General features: G+C 64.9%; 20 protein-coding genes. 15 read left to right on the top strand and 5 right to left on the bottom strand.

Annotated features, from left to right (window positions below):
* Window positions 1-7 precede the first annotated feature (7 nt).
* From NP3_RS46670 to NP3_RS13015, 9 genes are all read left to right on the top strand, one after another.
* Complete coding sequence (locus tag NP3_RS46670; protein WP_063041050.1) at window positions 8-598, top strand: hypothetical protein; 591 nt, start codon at window positions 8-10, stop codon at window positions 596-598.
* 84 nt (window positions 599-682) lie between these two features.
* Window positions 683-1,297: a helix-turn-helix transcriptional regulator gene (locus NP3_RS13055; protein ID WP_040699842.1), complete on the top strand. Its 615-nt coding sequence runs from the start codon at window positions 683-685 to the stop codon at window positions 1,295-1,297.
* Between the two features lie 13 nt (window positions 1,298-1,310).
* On the top strand, window positions 1,311-1,925 hold the full coding sequence (locus NP3_RS13050; protein ID WP_063041048.1) for a Pvc16 family protein: 615 nt from the start codon (window positions 1,311-1,313) through the stop codon (window positions 1,923-1,925).
* Window positions 1,922-3,964 carry an ATP-binding protein gene (locus NP3_RS13045; protein ID WP_063041046.1) on the top strand — a complete coding sequence of 681 codons (2,043 nt, stop codon included), beginning with the start codon at window positions 1,922-1,924 and terminating at the stop codon, window positions 3,962-3,964. The genes NP3_RS13050 and NP3_RS13045 overlap by 4 nt, the downstream gene beginning before the upstream one ends.
* Before the next feature lie 113 nt (window positions 3,965-4,077).
* Window positions 4,078-6,162 carry a PASTA domain-containing protein gene (locus NP3_RS13035; RefSeq protein ID WP_157124285.1) on the top strand — a complete coding sequence of 695 codons (2,085 nt, stop codon included), beginning with the start codon at window positions 4,078-4,080 and terminating at the stop codon, window positions 6,160-6,162.
* Between the two features lie 6 nt (window positions 6,163-6,168).
* Window positions 6,169-6,888, top strand: a complete 720-nt coding sequence (locus NP3_RS13030; protein WP_063041040.1) for an eCIS core domain-containing protein — start codon at window positions 6,169-6,171, stop codon at window positions 6,886-6,888.
* 26 nt (window positions 6,889-6,914) lie between these two features.
* Entirely contained in the window at window positions 6,915-10,577 is a 3,663-nt protein-coding gene (locus NP3_RS13025) for a phage tail protein (RefSeq protein WP_063041038.1), read from the top strand.
* Between the two features lie 271 nt (window positions 10,578-10,848).
* Complete coding sequence (locus NP3_RS13020; protein WP_063041036.1) at window positions 10,849-11,244, top strand: hypothetical protein; 396 nt, start codon at window positions 10,849-10,851, stop codon at window positions 11,242-11,244.
* 283 nt (window positions 11,245-11,527) lie between these two features.
* The gene (locus tag NP3_RS13015) at window positions 11,528-12,883 is read left to right on the top strand and encodes a TerD family protein (protein ID WP_063041034.1); all 1,356 of its coding nucleotides are present in this window, start codon (window positions 11,528-11,530) and stop codon (window positions 12,881-12,883) included.
* A gap of 21 nt (window positions 12,884-12,904) precedes the next feature.
* On the opposite strand, the gene NP3_RS13010 is transcribed toward NP3_RS13015, so the two are convergent.
* From NP3_RS13010 to NP3_RS13000, 3 genes are all read right to left on the bottom strand, one after another.
* Complete coding sequence (locus tag NP3_RS13010; protein ID WP_063041032.1) at window positions 12,905-13,375, bottom strand: SAM-dependent methyltransferase; 471 nt, start codon at window positions 13,373-13,375, stop codon at window positions 12,905-12,907.
* Between the two features lie 11 nt (window positions 13,376-13,386).
* Complete coding sequence (locus tag NP3_RS13005) at window positions 13,387-13,752, bottom strand: NsdA family TPR-like regulatory protein (RefSeq protein WP_063041030.1); 366 nt, start codon at window positions 13,750-13,752, stop codon at window positions 13,387-13,389.
* Window positions 13,753-14,196: 444 nt separating this feature from the next.
* Window positions 14,197-14,430 (bottom strand): DUF6879 family protein, encoded by a 234-nt coding sequence (locus NP3_RS13000; RefSeq protein WP_063041028.1) that lies wholly within the window; start codon window positions 14,428-14,430, stop codon window positions 14,197-14,199.
* On the opposite strand from NP3_RS13000, the gene NP3_RS47880 reads away from it, so the two are divergent.
* A complete protein-coding gene (locus tag NP3_RS47880) occupies window positions 14,421-14,639 on the top strand; it encodes a hypothetical protein (RefSeq protein WP_157124284.1) in 219 nt (72 codons plus the stop codon). The two genes, NP3_RS13000 and NP3_RS47880, sit on opposite strands and share 10 nt — an antisense overlap.
* A gap of 59 nt (window positions 14,640-14,698) precedes the next feature.
* Here NP3_RS47880 and NP3_RS12995 read toward each other — a convergent pair whose 3' ends face one another.
* Both NP3_RS12995 and NP3_RS12985 read right to left on the bottom strand, forming a co-directional pair.
* Window positions 14,699-15,307 carry a DUF8020 domain-containing protein gene (locus tag NP3_RS12995; RefSeq protein WP_063041026.1) on the bottom strand — a complete coding sequence of 203 codons (609 nt, stop codon included), beginning with the start codon at window positions 15,305-15,307 and terminating at the stop codon, window positions 14,699-14,701.
* 393 nt (window positions 15,308-15,700) lie between these two features.
* Window positions 15,701-16,648, bottom strand: coding sequence for a quinone oxidoreductase family protein (locus tag NP3_RS12985; protein ID WP_063041022.1), 948 nt, complete (start codon window positions 16,646-16,648; stop codon window positions 15,701-15,703).
* 89 nt (window positions 16,649-16,737) lie between these two features.
* On the opposite strand from NP3_RS12985, the gene NP3_RS12980 reads away from it, so the two are divergent.
* The 5 genes from NP3_RS12980 (at window position 16,738) to NP3_RS51145 (ending at window position 20,052) form a co-directional block, all read left to right on the top strand.
* The gene (locus tag NP3_RS12980; RefSeq protein ID WP_063041020.1) at window positions 16,738-17,193 is read left to right on the top strand and encodes a MarR family winged helix-turn-helix transcriptional regulator; all 456 of its coding nucleotides are present in this window, start codon (window positions 16,738-16,740) and stop codon (window positions 17,191-17,193) included.
* Between the two features lie 251 nt (window positions 17,194-17,444).
* Window positions 17,445-18,986 (top strand): phage tail sheath family protein, encoded by a 1,542-nt coding sequence (locus NP3_RS12975; RefSeq protein WP_063041018.1) that lies wholly within the window; start codon window positions 17,445-17,447, stop codon window positions 18,984-18,986.
* A gap of 21 nt (window positions 18,987-19,007) precedes the next feature.
* Entirely contained in the window at window positions 19,008-19,451 is a 444-nt protein-coding gene (locus tag NP3_RS12970; protein WP_040699500.1) for a phage tail protein, read from the top strand.
* Window positions 19,451-19,897: a hypothetical protein gene (locus NP3_RS12965; RefSeq protein ID WP_218024848.1), complete on the top strand. Its 447-nt coding sequence runs from the start codon at window positions 19,451-19,453 to the stop codon at window positions 19,895-19,897. The genes NP3_RS12970 and NP3_RS12965 overlap by 1 nt, the downstream gene beginning before the upstream one ends.
* Window positions 19,846-20,052 carry a DUF6760 family protein gene (locus NP3_RS51145; protein ID WP_063041016.1) on the top strand — a complete coding sequence of 69 codons (207 nt, stop codon included), beginning with the start codon at window positions 19,846-19,848 and terminating at the stop codon, window positions 20,050-20,052. Before NP3_RS12965 ends, NP3_RS51145 begins: the two co-directional genes overlap by 52 nt.
* Window positions 20,053-20,129: the final 77 nt, after the last annotated feature.

Here is a 20,129-nt window from a genome sequence, read left to right as displayed (position 1 = left end):
GGTCGCAGTGGTCGGTCCTGTCGTGCTCGGGCATGTCGTGGTCGTCGGCCCAGTGCTTGTCGTCGCCCCGGTGCTTGTCGCGGTCCCAGACGAAGTCACCGTCGTGGCGGCAACCGTCGTTCGCAACGGCACGGCCGATGTCGTAGCGGTCGTCGGCTCGACCCGAGCAGATGACGAAACTACCGGCGGCACAGTCGTCCCGGTGACAACGGTGACCGGAGCCGGACCCGGTGAAGTGGTGACCGGAGCCGGACCGGGTGAGGTCGAGACCGGCGCGGCACCCGCGTACCCGATCCGATTCCCGGACAGCAGACCACCCACCGCCATCACGATGACCATCGCCACAAAAAGCAGCACCGTCGCCAGCCGACGATGCGGTTCACGGTTATTACGAATCGATCCCATCCAGGTGTCCCCACGCGCTCGAATGCGGAATGGACAACAGCGTGGCCGCGCACCCACCGCACCGCATCTGCCCGATCCGCCAGCACGCAGCCGCCTCGGTCGTGAGCGCCGCGAACAGTATCGGCCCCTACCTGCGCCGATGCCCTCGAACACCATGCCCGAACGGGCAACGACCTGCACGTTTAGTTCTTGATGAGTGCACGGTTAGAAGTCCGCGGATGCTCGAGTTCCAGGCATCGAGAGCACTCGAAGCCCAGTCCTCACGAGAGGTGCTCCGATGGAGAGAACCGCGGTCTATGTCGACGCGCGCGACCCGATCTCGCGCGCCGGTCTCATCGCCCAGTTGCGATCGCGGACGGAGGTGCTGGTCGCCGACGATCCGACGCGGGCCGTCGTCGCACTGGTCGTCGCCGATACCGTCGACGAGTCCACCCTGCAGACGCTGCGGCGCCTGCAGCGCGGCAGCTGCCGTCCGGTACTCGTCGCATCCGACTTCGACGAGCACGGATTGGCCGCGGCGGTCGAGGCCGGGATCGCGGGACTGGTGCGCCGACAGGACGCTTCGGCCGAACGTCTGGCCCGTGCGGCATGTGCCGCGGCGCGCGGCGAGGGCACGGTGCCGCCCGACCTGCTCGGCCGGCTGCTCGATCAGGTCGGCCGGTTGCAGCGCCAAGTGCTGCATCCGCGCGGACTCAGCCTGACCGGTCTTTCGCAGCGGGAGATCGAGATCCTGCGCTTGGTCGCCGAGGGCGATGACACGGCCGAGATCGCCGCCAAACTCTGCTACTCGCAGCGCACCATCAAGAATGCGCTGCACGACATCACCAGCCGCCTGCAGTTGCGCAACCGGTCCCATGCCGTGGCCTACGCGCTGCGCCAGGGCCTGATCTAAGGCTGGTGACACGGTGTTCGTCGAGGTGGACGACGCGCTGCGGACGCTGATCGGAGCCGATGCGGTCGATCGGAACGAGGTCGATGTGGTATTCGACGCGCCGACCAAAGATTGGGCCGCGCGGCGCAATTCGCCGACGGTCAACATGTTTCTCTACGACATCCGCGAGGACCTGCGGCGACGCCAGCGCGGCCTCATCAACGAGTACGACGACCGCGGTGTCGTGGTCAACAGACACCAAGGTCCCCGGTATTTCAAACTCTCCTACCTGATCACGGCATGGACCCAGCGGCCCGAGGACGAGCATCGACTGCTGTCGGCGCTGCTGTCGTGTTTCCTGCGCCACGACCAGATTCCACCCGCCTCGCTGACCGGGACGCTGGGCGATATGGGCTTGCCGGTGGCATTGAATATCGCCTTGCCACCGCCTGAGGATCGCTCCTTCGCCGACGTCTGGTCGGCACTCGGCGGGGAGTTGAAGCCGTCGCTGGATCTCGTCGTCACCGCCCCCGCGGACGGTGGCCGACGGCTGCCTGCCGCGCCGCCCGCCACCGATGGTGTCACGGTCGGTATGCAGGACCGCGACGGTGCGACCGTCGACGCGCCACGCAAGGCGGTATCGCGGTGAGTACGTCGAGTCTGCGATATCTGTTGGCCCGCTTGGGAATTGTCGAGGCAAGGGTGCGCCGGGCGGTCGCGCAGCGCCGCGTCGGCGACCCGCAGCCGGACGACCCGTTTCGCGGCCTGTATCTCTCCGACGACGCGGTCGAACGGCTGCTGCGGACCCGGCATGAGCCGGTCGGACCGGATCAACCCGAGTCACAGTGCGTCACCGATGCCGACGCCGCGGCCGCTGCGGCGCGGGCCGACGGCAAGGACGTGCGGCTCGCGCAGGTGGTCGACGCGTTCGGACTCGATGCCCTCGATGTCGAAATCCTGCTCGTCGCACTGATACCGGATGTGGATGCCAGATTCGAATGGCTGTACGGCTATCTCAACGACGACGTGACCCGTCGCAGAGCGACTGTGGGCCTCGCCCTTTCGCTGTGTGGTGTGCCCGCCGCAGCGGCGGAGGGGCGCGCCAGATTCGCCGCGACCGGGGCGCTGGTGCGCGGGGGTCTGCTCGCGGTCGACGACGCGGACCGTCCGCTGCTGTCGAGGACACTGCGTGTCCCGGACCGCGTCGTCGGATACCTCTTGGGTGACAACACACCCGAATCCGAACTGCGCCAAGCGATCTCGCCGGAACCGCCGTGCCCCGACACCGCGGATTCCCGACTGGTCGCGGCACTGCGGACCCGCTCCCCGCTGCTCTATCTACGGGAACGTCCCGGCGGGGGCGGTGCCGCCGCCGCCGTCGCAGCCGCGCGACACCACGATCGCGCCGCACTGATCATCGACCTGTGCCGGGTCGCCGAACATTCGGACCTGCTGTCCGCCGCGGTGCTCGAGGCACGACTGACCGGAGCGGTGCTGATCGCGGCCGGTATCGATGTCTTCACCGAACGACCCGAAACCATCCGGCAGATCGCCGAGGCATCGACCTGCGTCGTACTGGTCGGCACGGCGGTATGGGATCCGGAATGGGTGACCCGGCAGCCGCTGACCTTCGATATCGAGCCGCCGAATGCCGAGGACCGCACCCGCATGTGGCGCAGCACCCTCGATGACCGACTGCCCGACGAACTCGACCCGGCGGCCGCGACCATGCAATTCGTGCTGACCCCAGAACAAGTCGCGCGCGCCGCCGCCGCAGCCGCCGCGTACGCCGAACTGTCCGGGCGGCCGGTCTCGGCGGCGGATCTACGCCGCGGCGCCCGCGCCCAGAACGGCGCGGGCCTCGAGCGACTGGCCCGCCGAATCGAACCCGGCGTCGGCTGGCCGGATCTGGTGCTGCCCGCACCGGTGCTCGACCAACTGCGCGAGGTCGCGTTGCGCGCCAGGCAGCGCGCGCTGGTGCTCGACGAGTGGCGGATGCGGCCGGGCGGCGGACGTGGCCGCGGCGTCACGGCATTGTTCGCGGGCGACTCCGGCACCGGTAAGACGATGTCGGCGGAGGTGATCGCCGCAGATCTCGGACTCGACCTCTACACCGTGAATCTCGCGACGGTCGTCGACAAGTACATCGGCGAGACCGAGAAGAATCTGGAGCGCATCTTCGTCGCGGCGGCGGGTGTGAACGCGGTGCTGTTGTTCGACGAGGCGGACGCCCTGTTCGGCCGTCGTACCGAGGTCCGCGACTCACACGACCGCTACGCGAATATTGAAAGCGCCTATCTGCTGCAGCGCATGGAATCCTTCGACGGACTGGCCATTCTCGCGACGAATCTGCGGGCGAATCTGGACGACGCGTTCACCCGCCGCCTGGATGTCGTAGTGAACTACACGCTGCCCGACGAGAGCGCACGGCGCAGCCTGTGGGAGCGCTGCATCGGCACCAGGATTCCCCAGGCCACGGACCTCGACCTGGATTTCTGCGCCCGCGGTTTCGAATTGTCCGGCGGCAATATCCGCTCGGCCGTCGTCACCGCCGCCTACCTCGCCGCCGACGCCGGAAGGGAACTGCGTACCGCCGACCTCGTCGCCGGTGTGCACCGGGAGTATCGCAAGCTCGGAAGACTCACTCTGGCAACAGAATTCGGCGAATACCACGAAGCCCTGCGCTAGTCGGGATTGCCCGATCGGGCAGTATCGGCTGCCCTTTCGCCGTCACGCCGGTCGACTGTCGGCGGCGTCGCCGCCACGCATACTCGACTCACGTGACGACAAGGAGATCGGCCGTGCGCGAATGTTCGAACTGCGGACAGCCCAACTCCGAGAATGCCGAATTCTGCGTGAATCCGCAGTGCCGCACGTACCTGGGCTGGGCGACCACGGCGTTCTCGGATCCGGCGGCAAAGCCGCCGAACCCGACGCGCGCCGAGACGGCCGGGGTCTTCCCCGGGGCGCCTCGGCAACCGAACGGTCCGGCGACACCGTCGAGCCCACAGCGCTTCGGGGTCCGGGTGACCATGGACCCGCCCGAGTTGAGCGTCGATCCGGGCGCGGCCGTGGTCAGCACGGTGACCGTGCACAACACCGGCACCCGGGTGGAGGAGTTCGAACTCGGCGTCGCCGGTCCGCTGCGACCGTTCGCACATCTGGAACCCGCTGTACTCAGCGTATATCCGGATGCGAAGGTCACCGCGGTGCTCCGGTTCGCACCACCACGCGATGCCGGGGTGCGGGCCGGGCGCGCGCCATTTGTGGTGGGCGCGCGGTCGCGGGTGAATGCCAGGGTCGAGGACAAGGTCTCCGGCACGGTGACCATGGGCTCGTTCACCGAGTTGAAGGCGGCGCTGCAACCGGAATCCAGTCGCGGGCGCAAACCCGCGCGGCATACCGTGGTGGCCACGAATCTCGGCAATGTTGCGCTGGGCGTGCAGGTGGTGCTCGCCGACCGGGCCGGCGCGCTGACCTTCGAGCCACCGCAGGCCATCACCACCCTCGCGCCGGGAGCGAGTGCGGAAACGCCGGTAATGGTCGGCGGTTCGCGAAAGTGGTTCGGCCGCACAGATTCTCATGCCTTCACTGCTCAGGTGAGTCCGGCCGACGGCGCTCCCCCGATCGGGCTGAACGGTGTGCGGAATCAGGTTCCCGTCTTCCCGTGGTGGGTGCCGACCGCGGTGGTGGTACTGCTCGCGCTGACGTTGGCCGTTATCGCGCTGGTGCCCAAGCACAAGGACACGGTGCCGGGGACCACCGGCATGATCCAGCTCGCTGCCGAGCAGATCCTGGAGAACGCGGGCTATAAGCCGGTCATCGTGCAGCGGGCCGATCCGAATGTGCCGCTGGGCCAGGTGATCGAGTCCAAACCGGTTGCGGGATATGAGTTGAAGCACGGTGAGCCGGTTCAGTTGTTCGTATCGATCGGGCCGTGTGACGGCGGATGCCTGATCGAGGTGCCCAATGTGGAGGGGTTGAAGCAGGCCGATGCCGAGGCCGCGTTGAAAGCGGGGCAATTCGAGGTCGAGCGGTCCATCGAAGTGCCGGATCCGGCCATTGCCAAAGGGTTGGTGATCTCGAGCAGTCCCGCGGCGGGGGAAAAGAAGGAACCGGGCAGCAAGATCGTTCTCAAGGTGTCGACCGGTCCCACACCGACCACCACGGTGGCTCCCCCGACCACGACCGGCGGTACGGGCGGCACCGGCGGTAAGGAACAGGTCGAGGTACCCGATGTGGTCGGAAAGCCGAAAGCCGAAGCGACCGAGAAGATCCAGGCCGTCGGTTTGACCGTCGACATCGCCGAACAGTCGAGCGCCACCGTTGCCGCTGGCAAGGTCATCGCCACCGATCCCGCAGCAAAATCCAAGGTGGACAAGGGATCCGCGGTCAATGTCGCCGTCTCGAGCGGTCCAGCGCCCATCCCCGTCCCCGATGTAACAAAGAAACCGAAGGCCGACGCACTCTCGGTTCTGAGCGCTGCCGGGCTGAAGACCAAGGTGGTCGAACAGCCGGATACCAAGATCGCCGACGGTGCCGTGATATCGACCGACCCCGTCGCGAAGACAGCGGTCGCCAAGGACACTGTGGTCACCGTGACTGTCTCGCAAGGACCACCGTGCAAGCCGGGCTTCGTCTTCCGGCTCGCGAAGCCCGACGACCACGTATGTGTCGCCCAAACGATCGCGGATCGCACCAAAACGGAGAACAGCCAAGCCACTTCACGGGTCAGCACTACCGACCACACCTATGGACCGGATACCTGCATCCAGGGCTATGTGTGGCGGGAGGCGGTGAAGGACGACCACGTCTGCGTCACACCGCAATCCCGTACCGACGCCGCGACGGATAACGCAGCCGACAAGGATCGACACGCCAAGTGAGGAATCATGCGAGCACATGACCACGAGACCACCGAGGAAACAGTTCGCCCCAAGTCGAGCCGGATCGAGGACCCGACCGCGGCGCAACTGCGCGCGGCACTGTCGGGACGGCTGGACGCGGTAACCCCGAGCGGTCTGCTCGGATTGCAGCGCACCGCCGGAAATGCCGGTGCGACAACGCTATTCGACGAACAGTCACCGGTGCACGGTGTCATCGGATCCGGCGGCGGCGCCCCGCTCGAGCCCGAGGTGCGCGCCGATATGGAATCCCGCTTCGGCCAGGATTTCGGCGATGTGCGTGTGCATACCGATGATCGCGCGCATCAGTCGGCGAAATCCGTCAACGCCCACGCCTACACGGTGGGCTCCGATATCGTCTTCCAGCGCGACACCTACGATCCGTCATCGGATGCCGGACGGCACACCCTCGCCCATGAACTCACCCATGTGGTGCAGCAGCGCAGCGGCCCGGTCGATGGCACCGACGCCGGTGGGGGCGTGAAGGTCAGCGACCCGTCGGACCGATTCGAACGGGAGGCCGTAGCCAATGCCGACCGCGTGATGTCCGCTCCATCGGTGACGGCCGGGCCAGCGGTGCAGCGCTGCGCCGACGAATCGGCCGAGGTCCAGCGGGCCGAAGCGCCCGCCGAGCAGGAGGAAGAGGAGCCGACGGCGCAAACGTATGTCCAGCGCGCCGAGAGCGAAGAGGAAGAGGAGTCGGCGTAGGCCGGTGATTCGATCGGAGTCAGAGCATGCCCGAGCCCGCCCGCAAATCGAAACCGCCTCGGCCCCCGCATAATCCGGCGACTCCGGTGCGCGCGGTCGGCGCCGCGAATGCGATGCAGCGGCTGCAGGCGACCGCTGGCAACGGCGCCGTCGCCGCGCTGTTCGCTCAGCGACTCGGCGCGGGCGAGGGTGCGTCGGCATGTCTGCCGCCCACCGTGGCTCCGACCCCGATGACACCGAAGCAGGATCCGAAGTTCGCCGCGGCGTCCGATCAGATAGCGACAGAATCGGCTGCGGCAAAAGCACATCCGGCCCCGGCGAAGGAAGTCGAGGCGGCCCAGGACGCTGCCGTCGCACCGGCCGACGACAAAGACGCGCAGGCCAAAGCCGCCCACACCGCGACCATGGCGGCAGCGAAACCGGCGGGCTTCGACAAGGCCGGATTCATCGCCGCGGTCAATGCCGCGATCGCGGCCAAAGCGCCCAAGAATCTCGACGAGGCCGATAAATTCGCGACATCGGGCAAGGCCGACCAGGTCAAGAACGAGGTGCTCGGCAAGGTCGGCGCGGGCAAGGAAGCCTCGGCGAAGAACGTCGCCGACACCACCAAGGCGACACCGGATTCCTCCGTGGCCAAAGACAAACCGGTCACCGCGATGCCCGCCGCGCCACCGGCCCGCCAACCCGTCGCGCCCGATCCAGCGGCGGCAGCACCGAAACCCGCACCCGCCGAACAGGTCCAGCTCGGCGCGGGAAGCTGCGAGACCAACGCGAAAATGGCCGAGGCCGGAGTCACCGACGAACAACTCGCCAAATCCAACGAGCCCGAATTCACCGGCGCGCTGGACGCCAAGAAGGAGCTGCAGGCCCACGACGCCGCAGCGCCCGCGCAATTCCGCCAGCAGGAAGCCGCCACCCTCGCCGCGGCCAAGGATCAAGCCGGTGCGAGCGCGAAAACCGGTCTGGCCGCCATGGGTTCGGCGAAGTCGGCCGCACTACAGACCACGGGAGCAGGCAAGGACGCCACCAAAGCCAAGGACGAGGCCGAACGCGCGCGCATCACCGGGGAGATCAAGAAGATCTTCGAGGCCACCAAGACCGAAGTGGAACAGATCCTCACCGGTCTGGACGGTTTGGTGGCCCAGAAGTTCGAGGAGGGCGAACGCAAGGCCAAGGAGGCCTTCACCGCCGACCAGAAGGAGCGGATGTGGCAGTACAAGCTGCGCCGCTATGGCGGTCCGCTCGGCCCCACGCTCTGGGTGAAGGATCTGCTCCTCGATATGCCCGCCGAGGCGAACAACCTCTTCCTGGAATCCAAGAAGCTCTACGAGTCCAAGATGTCGGCGGTGATCAGCGATATCGCCGACACCGTCGGAACCGAGTTGAATCGCGCCAAAGAGCGGATTGCGCAGGGGCGCACACAAGTTCAGAAGTTCGTCGCCGAACAACCGGCGAATTTGCAGAAGCTCGCGGGGCAGGCCGTCGACGAAATCGGTTCACAGTTCGCGGATCTGGAGAAATCCGTCGACGAGAAACAGCAGTCGCTGGTCGACGATCTGGCGACCCGCTACAGCGAGGCGCGCGACGGAATCGACGAGGAGATCAAGAAACTTCAGGACGAGAACAAGGGACTGGTCGGCAAGACGATCGATGCGGTCGGCGGCGCGATCGAGACGATCAAAAAGCTGAAGGACATGCTCCTGGGCGTACTGGCGCGGGCGGCGGGCGCGGTCGAGAAGATCATCAAGGATCCGATCGCCTTCCTCGGCAATTTCGTCAATGCGGTCAAGGCCGGGATCAGCAACTTCATGTCGAATATCGGAACGCACCTGAAGAAGGGGCTGCAGGGCTGGCTGTTCGGCGCCCTCGCCGAGGCAGGCATCGAGACTCCGGCGAAGTTCGACCTCAAAGGCATTATTACGCTATTGCTTTCACTGCTCGGCCTCACCTGGAACTCGATCCGCGCGCGCATCGTCAAGGTGGTCGGCGAACCCGCCATGCAGAAGATCGAAGGCGCCGTCGATTTCGTGAAGGCGATCGTCACCGAAGGCATCCCGGGACTGTGGAAGTGGATCGCGCAGAAGATCACCGACCTCAAAGAGCAAGTGCTGGGGCAGATCCGGGAATTCGTGATCAGCAAGGTGATCACGGCCGGAATCACCTGGCTGATCTCACTGCTCAACCCCGCGGCCGCCTTCGTCAAGGCCTGCAAAATGATCTACGACGCGGTCATGTGGTTCGTGGACAATGCCGAGCGTCTTAAGGAATTCGTCGACTCGGTACTGGATTCGGTCGAATCGATCGCCTCCGGCGGTGTCGGCAGAGTCGCCGCCCTGATCGAAGGCACCCTCGCCAAGACCGTCCCCATGCTCATCAGCGGTCTGGCCAGCCTGCTCGGCCTCGGCGGCATCGCCGACAAGATCAAGAAGATCCTGGAGACGGTGCAGAAACCGGTCGGCCAGGTGGTCGACAAGCTCATCGGCGTCGCGGTGAAGTACGGGAAGAAGTTCCTGGGCAAGCTGAAGAATTCGAAACTCGGGAAGGCGGCCGGACGAGCCGCGGACAAGGTGAAGGCCAAGCTTCGGGGAGGCGACGACAGCCCGGAGGGCAAGCGGAAGCGGCTCGAGAGTGGACTCGCGACCGGTGTGTCGATCGCGAACCGATTCTCCGGCAAGACCGTCGGCGAAAGTGTGCTGCGACCGCTGCTGAGCGCGGTCCGGCTGCGGTACGGGTTGCAGGTGGTCGAGCCCGTGCAGCAGGGCGATCACTGGGCGGTGCACGCGGAAGTACAACGCGCGACCCAGGTGACGGCCGCCAAAGCGGGCAAAGGTATCCAATGGGATAAACCCCCTGCGACAAAGCTGCAGGCCCGCGGACTCGACCGAGCTGAGATCACCCATGTCTTCGACCAAGCGCCCAACATCAATCTGATCAAGTCGGCGATCATGGAGGGAATGCTGGCCCGCGCCAAAGCCAGGACGCATCCCTCGAAGCCTGGCAAACCAGCGCAGGATGCCAAGGGACGACCGCAGCCGGAATTCATAGCGGGACGTCGTCTCAGCATGGGCGGCCGGTCTCTCACCGACGGGATTCTCGCAACTCTCGGCATGGAGAACGACCAGCGTGTGGTCAGGATTCACAAGATCTACGAAGCGAAGTCGAGCGAGCGCCAGAAGTACAAGCTCGCGGAGGAGCACGATCGCTACAGCCGCATGTCCACCACGCCTCAGGGCAAGCACCAGATGAGTGACAAGGACTTCCTCCGAAAAGAAGTCATCGAAGATCTCATCGCGCAGCACTACCCTGGCGAACCGTACGAGTCAGCGCAGGCCAAGGTGACCACGAGGTTCAAGTCGAGGCTCGAATCTCTTATGGCTGCCAAGTACCGAGAGGCCACTACCGGCCAGGCGGTACGAAATCGGGAGCGGTTCAGCCCCGACGTCGATATGAAGACCGGATCCGATATCCCGGCCGTCGTGACCATCGACAGAAAGCCCTATACCGTTGTCGCATTCTCGCCGCACCAGATAGTCACGGTGGGCGTCCTGCCCAGCGATGTGAAGCCCGGTGACACCGTCCCGGCGCGGCTCGCGGAACAAGGCGTAAAAGCCGAATTCGAGAACGTCGCGATCACGGCCGATGCGCTGTCCAAGCTGGCGTCGGAGGTCAAAGCTGCGGCGGGCAAATGACACATCGTCCGCTTCCCCGATTGCCGTGACCCGAACCGACGACAGATGACGCGGCGCCAACCCGAGCTGTGGAATCGGCACGCGTTTCGCACGCCCGACCAGCCGTGGCATGAGCAGCGCGATGGCTCGAACGCTGTGGTCCAGGGATAGACCAGGCTCCGTTGACATACCTTGCCCGGTAAATTACCTTTGCTTACAAAGTAATTACGTCGAACCTGACCTCATGATCCCACGCGACCGCGCGGGCCCCACGCTCCACCGAGGAGAACCAATGTCCGAACCAGTCGTACGGCCCAGGGCACTGACCATCGGATTGCATCCACAAGCCATGGACTACAACCGCTTCCCCGACCTGGACGAGGCACAACTGACCGCCAGGATCGGCGCCGCGAATGATGCCCTGCGGGACACCGAATTCGATATCACCCCATACCTGGTCGGCGCATCGCCCGACGAAGCGGAAACCGAAATCCGAACCCTGCTCGCCAACCAGCGATTCGACCTCGTCATGATCGGCGGTGCGATACGAGCCCTCCCCGACCACACCCTGCTGTTCGAGCACATCATCAACGCCATAGTCGAGGCGGCCCCGGGAATTCGATTCTGCTTCAACACTTCCCCCGAGACCACCCTCGACGCCCTCCGCCGAGCATCCGCATCCATGTGAACTCCGCCTGGTCGGAATGACCATGCTCGATCGACACCTCGGGGTACCGGCCGACTACTGCCGCGCCACAGTGTGGGCACCCACAAGTACGCGACGCCCGATTCTCTTGTGCAGGCGCGGGAAGAGCAGGACCGCGGACCGATGTCGCGTGGCACGGTGTGGGTGCTGGACATACAGCAATTCTCCTAGCAACAAGGACCGGTGACCGGCGCGCGGACGCCCGATTACCGACCATGCCCCGGTCGCCAGCCGATACGGTAGGACGTACCGAGGGAGGGCAGCCATGGAATTGGTCAAGGGTGCGAACGCGCCGATTGTTGCGGGTGAGGTCCGGGTCGCGGTGGTTGCGGCGGCAGTTGTGGATGTGGCTGCGCTGCTGCTCACGCCCACCGGGAAAGTTCGCTCCGACAGCGATTTCGTCTTCTACAACCAGCCGACCGCGCCTGGCGTCGACGTGCATCCCCCGGACGCCATCCGCATTGTCCCTGGCGCGGTGCCTGGCGATATCGACAAGATTGTCGTCACCGCCAGCCTCGACGGTTCCGGGCCCGCCGACTGGGGACAGGCTGGCCCGCTGCGGATCTCGGTGACCGATGGTGCCACCGGGGCGGTCATCGCCACCTTCGTGCCAACCGGTTTGGGCTCGGAGACCGCCCTGATCGCGTGTGAGCTCTATCGGCGTCAGGGTGCCTGGAAAGTGCGCGCGGTCGGGCAGGGGTATGCCAATGGATTGGCCGGTATCGCAGCCGATTTCGGGATCACCGTCGACGACGCCCCAACGAGCACCAGCCAGTCGGTATCACCGCCCGTCGCGCCCCTTGCCACACCGGCAGGCCAGCAGCACGCCGCACCACAGCCATACGCCGCGCCACAGCCGTACATCGAACAACTGCCCGCCGCACCACAGCACTTCGCCCAGCAACCAGCCGCCGCACCCGTCGTCGCACAGCACCCGGCCGCAACGCCGTATTCAGCCCCAGCGCAGCACTCGGCCGCAACGCCGTATTCAACCCCAGCACAGCACTCGGCCGCAGCACCGCAGTTCGGGCAGCCGACCCTGAGCCTCGACAAGGGCCGAGTCTCGTTGCGCAAGAATGAAACCGTCTCGCTCACCAAACACGGCGCGCCACCGCTGAGCCGGGTACGAATGGGTTTGGGGTGGGACCCGGCGGTACACGGCCGGAATATCGACTTGGACGCGTCGGTCATCGCATACGACAACCGAGCCAAGAAGCTGGTCAATGTCTGGTTCCTGAAACAGGAAGCGTTCAAAGGCGTCATCCGGCACTCCGGCGACAACCTGACCGGCCACGGCGAAGGCGACGACGAGGTCATCACGGTCGACCTCACCGCGCTGCCACCCGAGGTCTATGCACTGGTCTTCACCGTGAACTCGTTCGCGGGCCACAAGTTCGACCAGGTGAACCGGGCATACTGCCGCTTGGTAGACGATCAATCCGACATGGAGCTGGTGCGTTTCGAACTATCCAAGGGCGAGCCGACCACGGGCGTATTCATGTGCATGCTCACCCGCGGCGCGCACGGCTGGAATATGACGGCCCTCGGCGAATACGCCAAGGGCATGACCGTGCGCAAAATGGTGGACCCGGGCAAGCGGTTCGTGCTGACCACCCTCTGATCGCTTAGCGCTTTGCGTTACTTAGAAATAGTCTTTCAGCATCTCGGTTGACCATGGAGCCTGGTGGATCTCGCCACGCGGCCCGAACTCCGCAAACCACGGCTTGATGTCCAGCACAGGAGTACCGTCCACCGCGTCCAGCTCGGCTACGTGCAGGTCCAAGCCGTCAACGCGAAGCAGTCGAGTCCGGGAAACCCCGAGCCAGTTGACGCGCCGCATATTTCGATGTCCAAAGATCCCGACCTTGGGCCATGCCGGGTTGTCGCGGGCACTGCGTGCACCGAAGTGCAAGTCCGTTGGATCGGTCAAATGGAACCGGAAGACGATTTCGAGGTGACTGAACGCGTCCAAGCCCTGCACGGACTCTTCGGTGAACCGAGGGTCATCAATGCGGATGATTGTCTCGGTACCTCCCCAGTGATCGTCTGTCGGTTCGCTTCGGCCACCGATCACATGCACGATCGGAACAACTTCGAATACTTCGTCTTTCATATGACCCTGTCCTACATTCCACTGGCGGCTAGATAATCCGCTGCCCGCTCACCGATCTCGCTCACACCCGCAAGATGCCGATACGGTGCCACGGTTGCGCGTATCTCCCGGGCAACATTCCTGGTGCGCCCCGAACGGACGCCGTCCATTGCGTCGAGCGCGGATGTCCATGTTGCGCAAGCCTGTTCGAGTTCGCCGCTGCGGGCCTGCACGGTACCGAGGTAGCCGAGCGTTACCGCATGGGTCCGGGTAAACGTCGTGGCTTTGCGTTTACGGACGCTGAGCTGGAATTGTTCGGCGGCACCGGCCATGTCACCCGAATCACGTAGCGCGCACGCGGTTTCGTGGGCGAGGCTGGCTTCGGAGAAGAAGAACACCCGAGCGGGCGTACCGCAGCGGACGCCGGAGCAGGAACGCGAGAACGTCCGAGCGCTAGCTAGAGAGGCCGGGCTATCGCCGGAGATCATGGGAATTATGGGACTCAACAGCGACAGCCCACACCAGATGATCGATGCTGACCAGGCAAAGGCACGCGTTTCGGCTGAAAGGGACCGTTCCACACACCAGCAGCGCGAACGCCAACGTCAACGCAGGCTCGGGCGGGAACAGAATTGAGACGTACCGGAGGAGCATAAACCTCCTACGCCGTCGTGCGGCCGACTCTCGGACGTCCTGCCTATATGCCGTTCTCGAACTTCGATATCTTGGTGAAGTGCCATCCGGCGCAAGATACCAACTCTCGCACCGAGATTCGCGCATCCAACCTGATCTCACGAAGCCGGTTGCCGCGGGCCTCGCGAGCTGCTTGGCACTGCTGCTGGTCACTTCAGGGCAGGGTGATATTCAGTGTGCGGAGTCCCCAACTCCGCGGCCGATTCGAATGCCGCGCGGCACCGGGCAACCACCGCCGAATCCTTGGTCTGCTCGTTGCCGAACCATTGGCCGTCACCAGCGAAGTGGTTGAACAGGACAAATCGGCCGGTAACTATGCCGTACAGAACGAAGGCCCCGTTTTTGTCGGGATCCGCGCCTGCTACTCGGTATCGTGCCGACACGATACAGATTCCTGTACACGACAACCGGATTCGTTATCTATGACGCACGCATGGCGCTGGTCGAGACGATCAGCGCGGAACTGACGGTCACGACACCGTCGGAACTCTCGTACTACGAGAAGGCGTGGGCCGGACTCCACCAACAGGCAGCCTACGGCGACCAAGCCCGCGCCCTGATCGCCGCCGCGCTGGCGCGGCGGCGCAGCTGAGGTACGAAAGGCCCGATCCGGAAGGGGATCTCGCATCAGGCTATTGCATTAGCCCGTGATCACGGCTGGCCGGTGGCGAGCGCTTGTACGGCTTCGATGAACTCCGGGCCGCCCATGACGTATCCGCCGACGGTTCCACCGATCAGCGCACCTACGGGGATGCTGATCCCCCATATCAGGGGCAGGCACGCTCCGAGGAGGCCGCCTACGATGGCACCGCCGACGACGCCAGGCAGGTTTTTGTTGATCTGCTCCTTGAGCCGGTCGTAGGAGCTGATGTCATGCAGTTGCGCAATATCTTCTGCCGTCGGGGTCGGTTTCAGCGTCAGGGTGCGGCCGTCCGCACCGATGTGCTGCGCAATCGCGATTGAACGCCCATCGACGGCGTACCACTGCGGCACTTCGGTCACCGCCGCTCCGTCGCCGGACTCGAGCACCACCGCACCGTTCTGCGCGATCTCGAACTTGCCATTCTCGACGGTGGCGATAACGACCCTGTCGACCGGCGAAACGGTGATCCGGTAGTTGATTCCATGATCCACACCGGAAGTCGTGTCCCCCGCAGTCGGCTGCTCCGTCACGGTCGGCTCTGCATGGGCGGTTGCCGCAGTGATACCCACGGCCGAGATGGCCATGAAAACGGCAGCAGTGATCTTCTCGAACTTCATTCTTCGAACCCTCCACTCAACTGCCCCTGATGGGCGGACCGAGTCAGACCTTAGGCGTCGAATTCAATGGTGTGTGGTACGCCACACACAGCAGACGACAGATCTGACGACAGCAGCGACGTCACTGACGCATCACCGACGCCGAAGACGGGCGAAACCGTGTTAGCGGCCAGGGGGTCCTCCCCGGCGGCGGCCAGTTCGTGGAACACAGTGGCGGTCAGCAGATTTCCCGGCGATGGGGTTGCGGAAGCCCCGCCTGGCGGGGCCTGGGTGCCAGTCATGCCCGCGCCGACGGCAGCGGTGGCCGACGCAGGCGCCATCGCTGCCAGCACGGTCGCCGATCCGGCGCAGGACATGTGAGGAGGTGTCATGCGCCGGATCGCCGACGATGGGTCATCCGATGTGGACGATGCTCTTGCCGTGGGTGACGCCGCTCGCCAGGTTCGTGATCGCGGTCTCGACGTCGGCGAGGGTGTATTCGGCGGTGATATCAATGCGCACCGACCCGTCTGCGACCAGGGCCATGGCGCGAGCGGCGCTGTCGGCGAGCCGCTGCGGGTGGGTCTGGCTGGCCAGGTTGCTGTTGTAGGTCAGCAGGGACTGGCCGCGCATCAGAAGGTCGTTGGCCGACACCGTGACCGGTTCGAAGGTAGCGATGTTGCCGTAGACCACGATCCGGCCGTGCGCCGCCAGCCGGGCCAGGCTCGCGATCCGGGTGGGCCCGCCGATCGGGTCCAGGATCACATCGAAGGTCTCCTCACCCAAAACCTCGGGGAACTGATCTCGCGTCAATACCTCGTGGTAGCCGAACCGGCGCGCGTACTCGACCTGACCGGGGTTACCGACCACCCCGACGATCCGCTGCGCGCCGGCCGCGGCGGCGAACTGCCCGGCCAGCGACCCGACACCCCCGGCCGCGGCATGGATCAGCACACTGTCCCCGCCACGGACCCCGCCGACGGTGTGGACCAGGTCGTAGGCGGTCGGCGTCACCCACCCGAACCCCGCCGCCCTCCGCTGGTCCACGCCCGACGCATTGATCGCCAGCACTGTCGGCGCGGTCACGATCTCGGCGTAGGCGCCGCCACCGATCAGCGCGACGACCTGCTCACCGATCCGGGCTTTGTCCACGCCCTCGCCCACCGCGATGATCTCTCCGGCAGCTTCGAAGCCCGGCACGAACGGGCGCGGGATCGGGAAGTGCCCGCCGCGCACCAGCACGTCACCGTACTGCACCCCCGCATAGCCGACCCGGATCACGACCTCGCCCGGCCCGGCCACGGGCTCGGTCATCTCCGAGATCCGGAACTGATCATCGGTGTCCAGCACTACAGCCTTCATCACATACAACTTTCTGTGTTGACTCAGTATCCTGATACTCAGGAACTTAAGCAGTATCAGCTAATTGAGTCAACTGAGGGAGTTGTGACATGGCTGACGTGCCAGTCGAGGAATATGTGTGCACCCGCATCCGCCGGGCCGAGCAGGCGCTCATGGCCCACCACGAGGCCGTGCTGCGCGGCTACGGGCTGACCATGACCCAATACACGGTGCTGCTGACCCTGTTCCGCGACGACGCCATGTCAGGTGCTCAGCTTGCCCGCGCATGCGGAGTCACCCAGCAGAGCATGGCCACCGTCCTGACCGGCATGCAGAACAAAGAACTCATCGACCGCAAGCCGTCGCCCGTGCACGCCAAGGTCATGATCGCCACCCTCACTCCCACAGGCCACGACTTGCTCAACCGTGCCTACCAGGAAGTCATCGTGCTCGAACGCGCCCTCACCGACCGATTCACCCCCGACGAGCACAAGCAGTTCTGCGAATTCCTCGACCGCGCCACCGCCACCCTCATCGAACAGACCCCCACCACCCACACCAACTGACCATCCCCACCTGACGCCCGGCATGGGGAAACCCACTGTCCGCCAACGTGTTATATCTGCTGGCCGCCAGCGGGGAGAGATACCTGACCACTAGCAAACCGATTGGACATCGCTCGAGTTCGAGCCTCCGCGTCCGACTGCACGATGGGGCAGCTCGACGTTCCCCATCGGCTCGCCGCGCGGGCGTACTGCGAGGACCGCGGTCGTACGACGCTAGGTGGGAACAGTTCACCTCGGAATGAGGAGGCCCAATGCCCACCTATCTGTCGCCTGGCGTGTATGTCGAGGAGGTGGAGGCCGGGTCGCGACCGATCGAGGGTGTCGGTACGGCGGTGGCGGCCTTCGTCGGGTTCGCCGAGCGTGGGCCGTTCGACGAGCCGACGCTCATCACCAATTGGAGCCAGTTCAGTCAGCAGTTCGGCGATTTCGTCGATGGGAGCTATCTGGCGCATGCGGTGTACGGGTTTTTCGGCAATGGCGGTGGCGCCTGCTATGTGATCCGGGTCGGCGTGGACGGCAATGGGAATGGGAAGGGGGATAAGGAACTCCCCGCCGGTACGCGTCAGGCGGTGCTGGGCGGGTATCGGGTTGCGGCGCTGGACCCGGGCAATGTGAAGCCCGATATCACCGTCGAGGTTGCCGCGGCGGGTGACGGTGCGCCGGAGGATCAGTTCACGATCATCGTCAAGCGGGGCCCGAAGGTGGAGGAAACGATCGGGCCGGTCACCACCAAACGCGGTAAGGACAATGTGGTGACGGCCGTGCGGGCACAGTCGAAGCTCATTTCCATCGAGGAGCTGAGTTCCGGTGGCGCACTCGCCCGTCCGGACTTCGGCAGCGTGACCCTCGCCGTGCCGCCCGCACCGAAGCCGACGCCGGACCGCGTGTGCGCCGAGGATTACGTCGGTGATGTCGCCGATCGCACCGGCTTCTCCGGGCTGGAGGCGATCGATGAGGTGACGATGGTCGCGGTGCCCGATCTCATGAGCGCCTACGAGCGGGGTGCGATCGATCTCGAATCGGTGCAGGCTGTGCAGCTCGCGATGATCGCGCACTGCGAATTGATGGGTGATCGGGTGGCGATCCTGGATCCGCCGCCTGCACTCGGTCCGCAGCAGGTGAAGGAGTGGCGGGTCGAAAAGGCCGGGTACGACTCGAAATACGCGGCTCTGTATTACCCGTGGATCAAGGTGTTCGATCCGGCCGCGGGCACCGGGCGCTTTGTCCCGCCAAGCGGTCATATCGCCGGAATCTGGGCGCGCAATGACGAGTCGCGTGGTGTGCACAAGGCTCCGGCCAACGAGGTTGTCCGCGGTGCGCTCACCCTCGGGGTGCAGCTGACCAAACCTGAGCACGATCTGCTGAATCCATTGGGCGTCAACTGCATTCGCACTTTCCCGGGGCGCGGAATCCGGGTGTGGGGTGCGCGCACGCTGTCCTCGGATCCGGCCTGGCGGTACCTGAATGTCCGGCGGCTGTTCAACTACATGGAGGAATCCATCCTGAACGGCACCCAGTGGGTGGTGTTCGAACCCAATGACGACGCGCTGTGGGCGCGCATCCGGCGCACGATCAGTGCCTTCCTGGTGAACGAATGGCGTAAGGGCGCACTGTTCGGTCTCACCCCCGACGAGGCGTTCTACGTCAAATGCGACCGCGAAACCAATCCGGCCGAGGCGATCGATGTCGGCCAGGTGGTCTGCGAAATCGGTGTCGCCCCGGTCAAACCCGCCGAATTCGTGGTCTTCCGCCTCGCCCAGATCTCCGGCGGCACCAGCCTCGTCAACGAATGACCACACAGAAAGTAGGACATCATGGCGCTCCCAGACCTCGACACGTCGGTCGGCCATTCCTTCGGTTTGGAGATCGACGGTGTTGTGATCAAACAAATTTCGGAAGTGTCGGGCCTCAAGCTCGAACAGGACGTCATCGAACTCAAGCAGAACACCGCCGATGGCAAGTACGTCATCAAGAAGCTGCCCGGCCGATACAAGGCGGGCGAGGTCACCCTGACCCGCGGTCTCACCGGTGACAACAGCTTCGAAAAGTGGGTCAAGGATTCGCGATTCGGCAAGATGGGCGCGGCGCGCAAGGGCGGGGCCATCATCGTTTACGACTACGAGGGTCAAGCGATGAAGCGCTACAAGCTGACGAATGCCTGGCCGAAGTCGCTGGAAATCGGTTCCTTGAAGGCGGGCGACACCAGCGTGCTCACCGAGAAATTGGTCATCACCTACGAAAACCTCGAGGTCGAGTAATGCGCCGCGTGCACAGTGGGATCGACCGACTCGGCGCGGTAGCGGTGGATACGCGGGTCGAGCCGACGCCGGAGCCGGTAATGCGGACGGAGTTTCCGTTCGTGCTGCCGCGCGGCTATCTCGACGCGTCGGGAACTGTGCACCGCAGCGGCACCATGCGATTGGCCACCGCGCGTGACGAATTGGTGCCCCTGCGCGACGATCGCGTCCGGGAGAATCCGGCGTATCTGTCGGTCGTGCTGATCGCCCGGGTGATCACCCGACTGGGCACCCTCATCGATATCCACGCGGGCATCGTCGAGGATCTGTTCGCATCCGACCTGGCCTTTCTGCAGGATCTGTACCAGCGGATCAATGCCGAGGGACACAGCAGGGCCGGGGTCACCTGCCCGGAGTGCGCGCACGAATTCACCATCGACCTCGCGGGCAGCCGCGTGGGGGAATAACGACGTACGGGGTCGATTCGTTGCTCCAGGAGATCTCGTACGTCGCCTACCACTTCCATTGGCCGCTCGCCGAAATCCTCGACCTGGAGCATCCGGATCGGCGGCGCTTCGCCGATGAGATCGACCGCATCAATACCAGAGCCCGAGGGAGGTGATCAGCGATGGGGTGGTTGGAACGGCTGTTTCCGTGGCGGGGCACCGAGTCGGTGCGTGCGACGGAACCTGCTGTGCG

The organism is Nocardia pseudovaccinii NBRC 100343, from assembly GCF_001613225.1.
Classification (GTDB): Bacteria; Actinomycetota; Actinomycetes; order Mycobacteriales; family Mycobacteriaceae; genus Nocardia; species Nocardia pseudovaccinii.
This window is presented reverse-complemented; position numbering and strand designations above follow the sequence as displayed.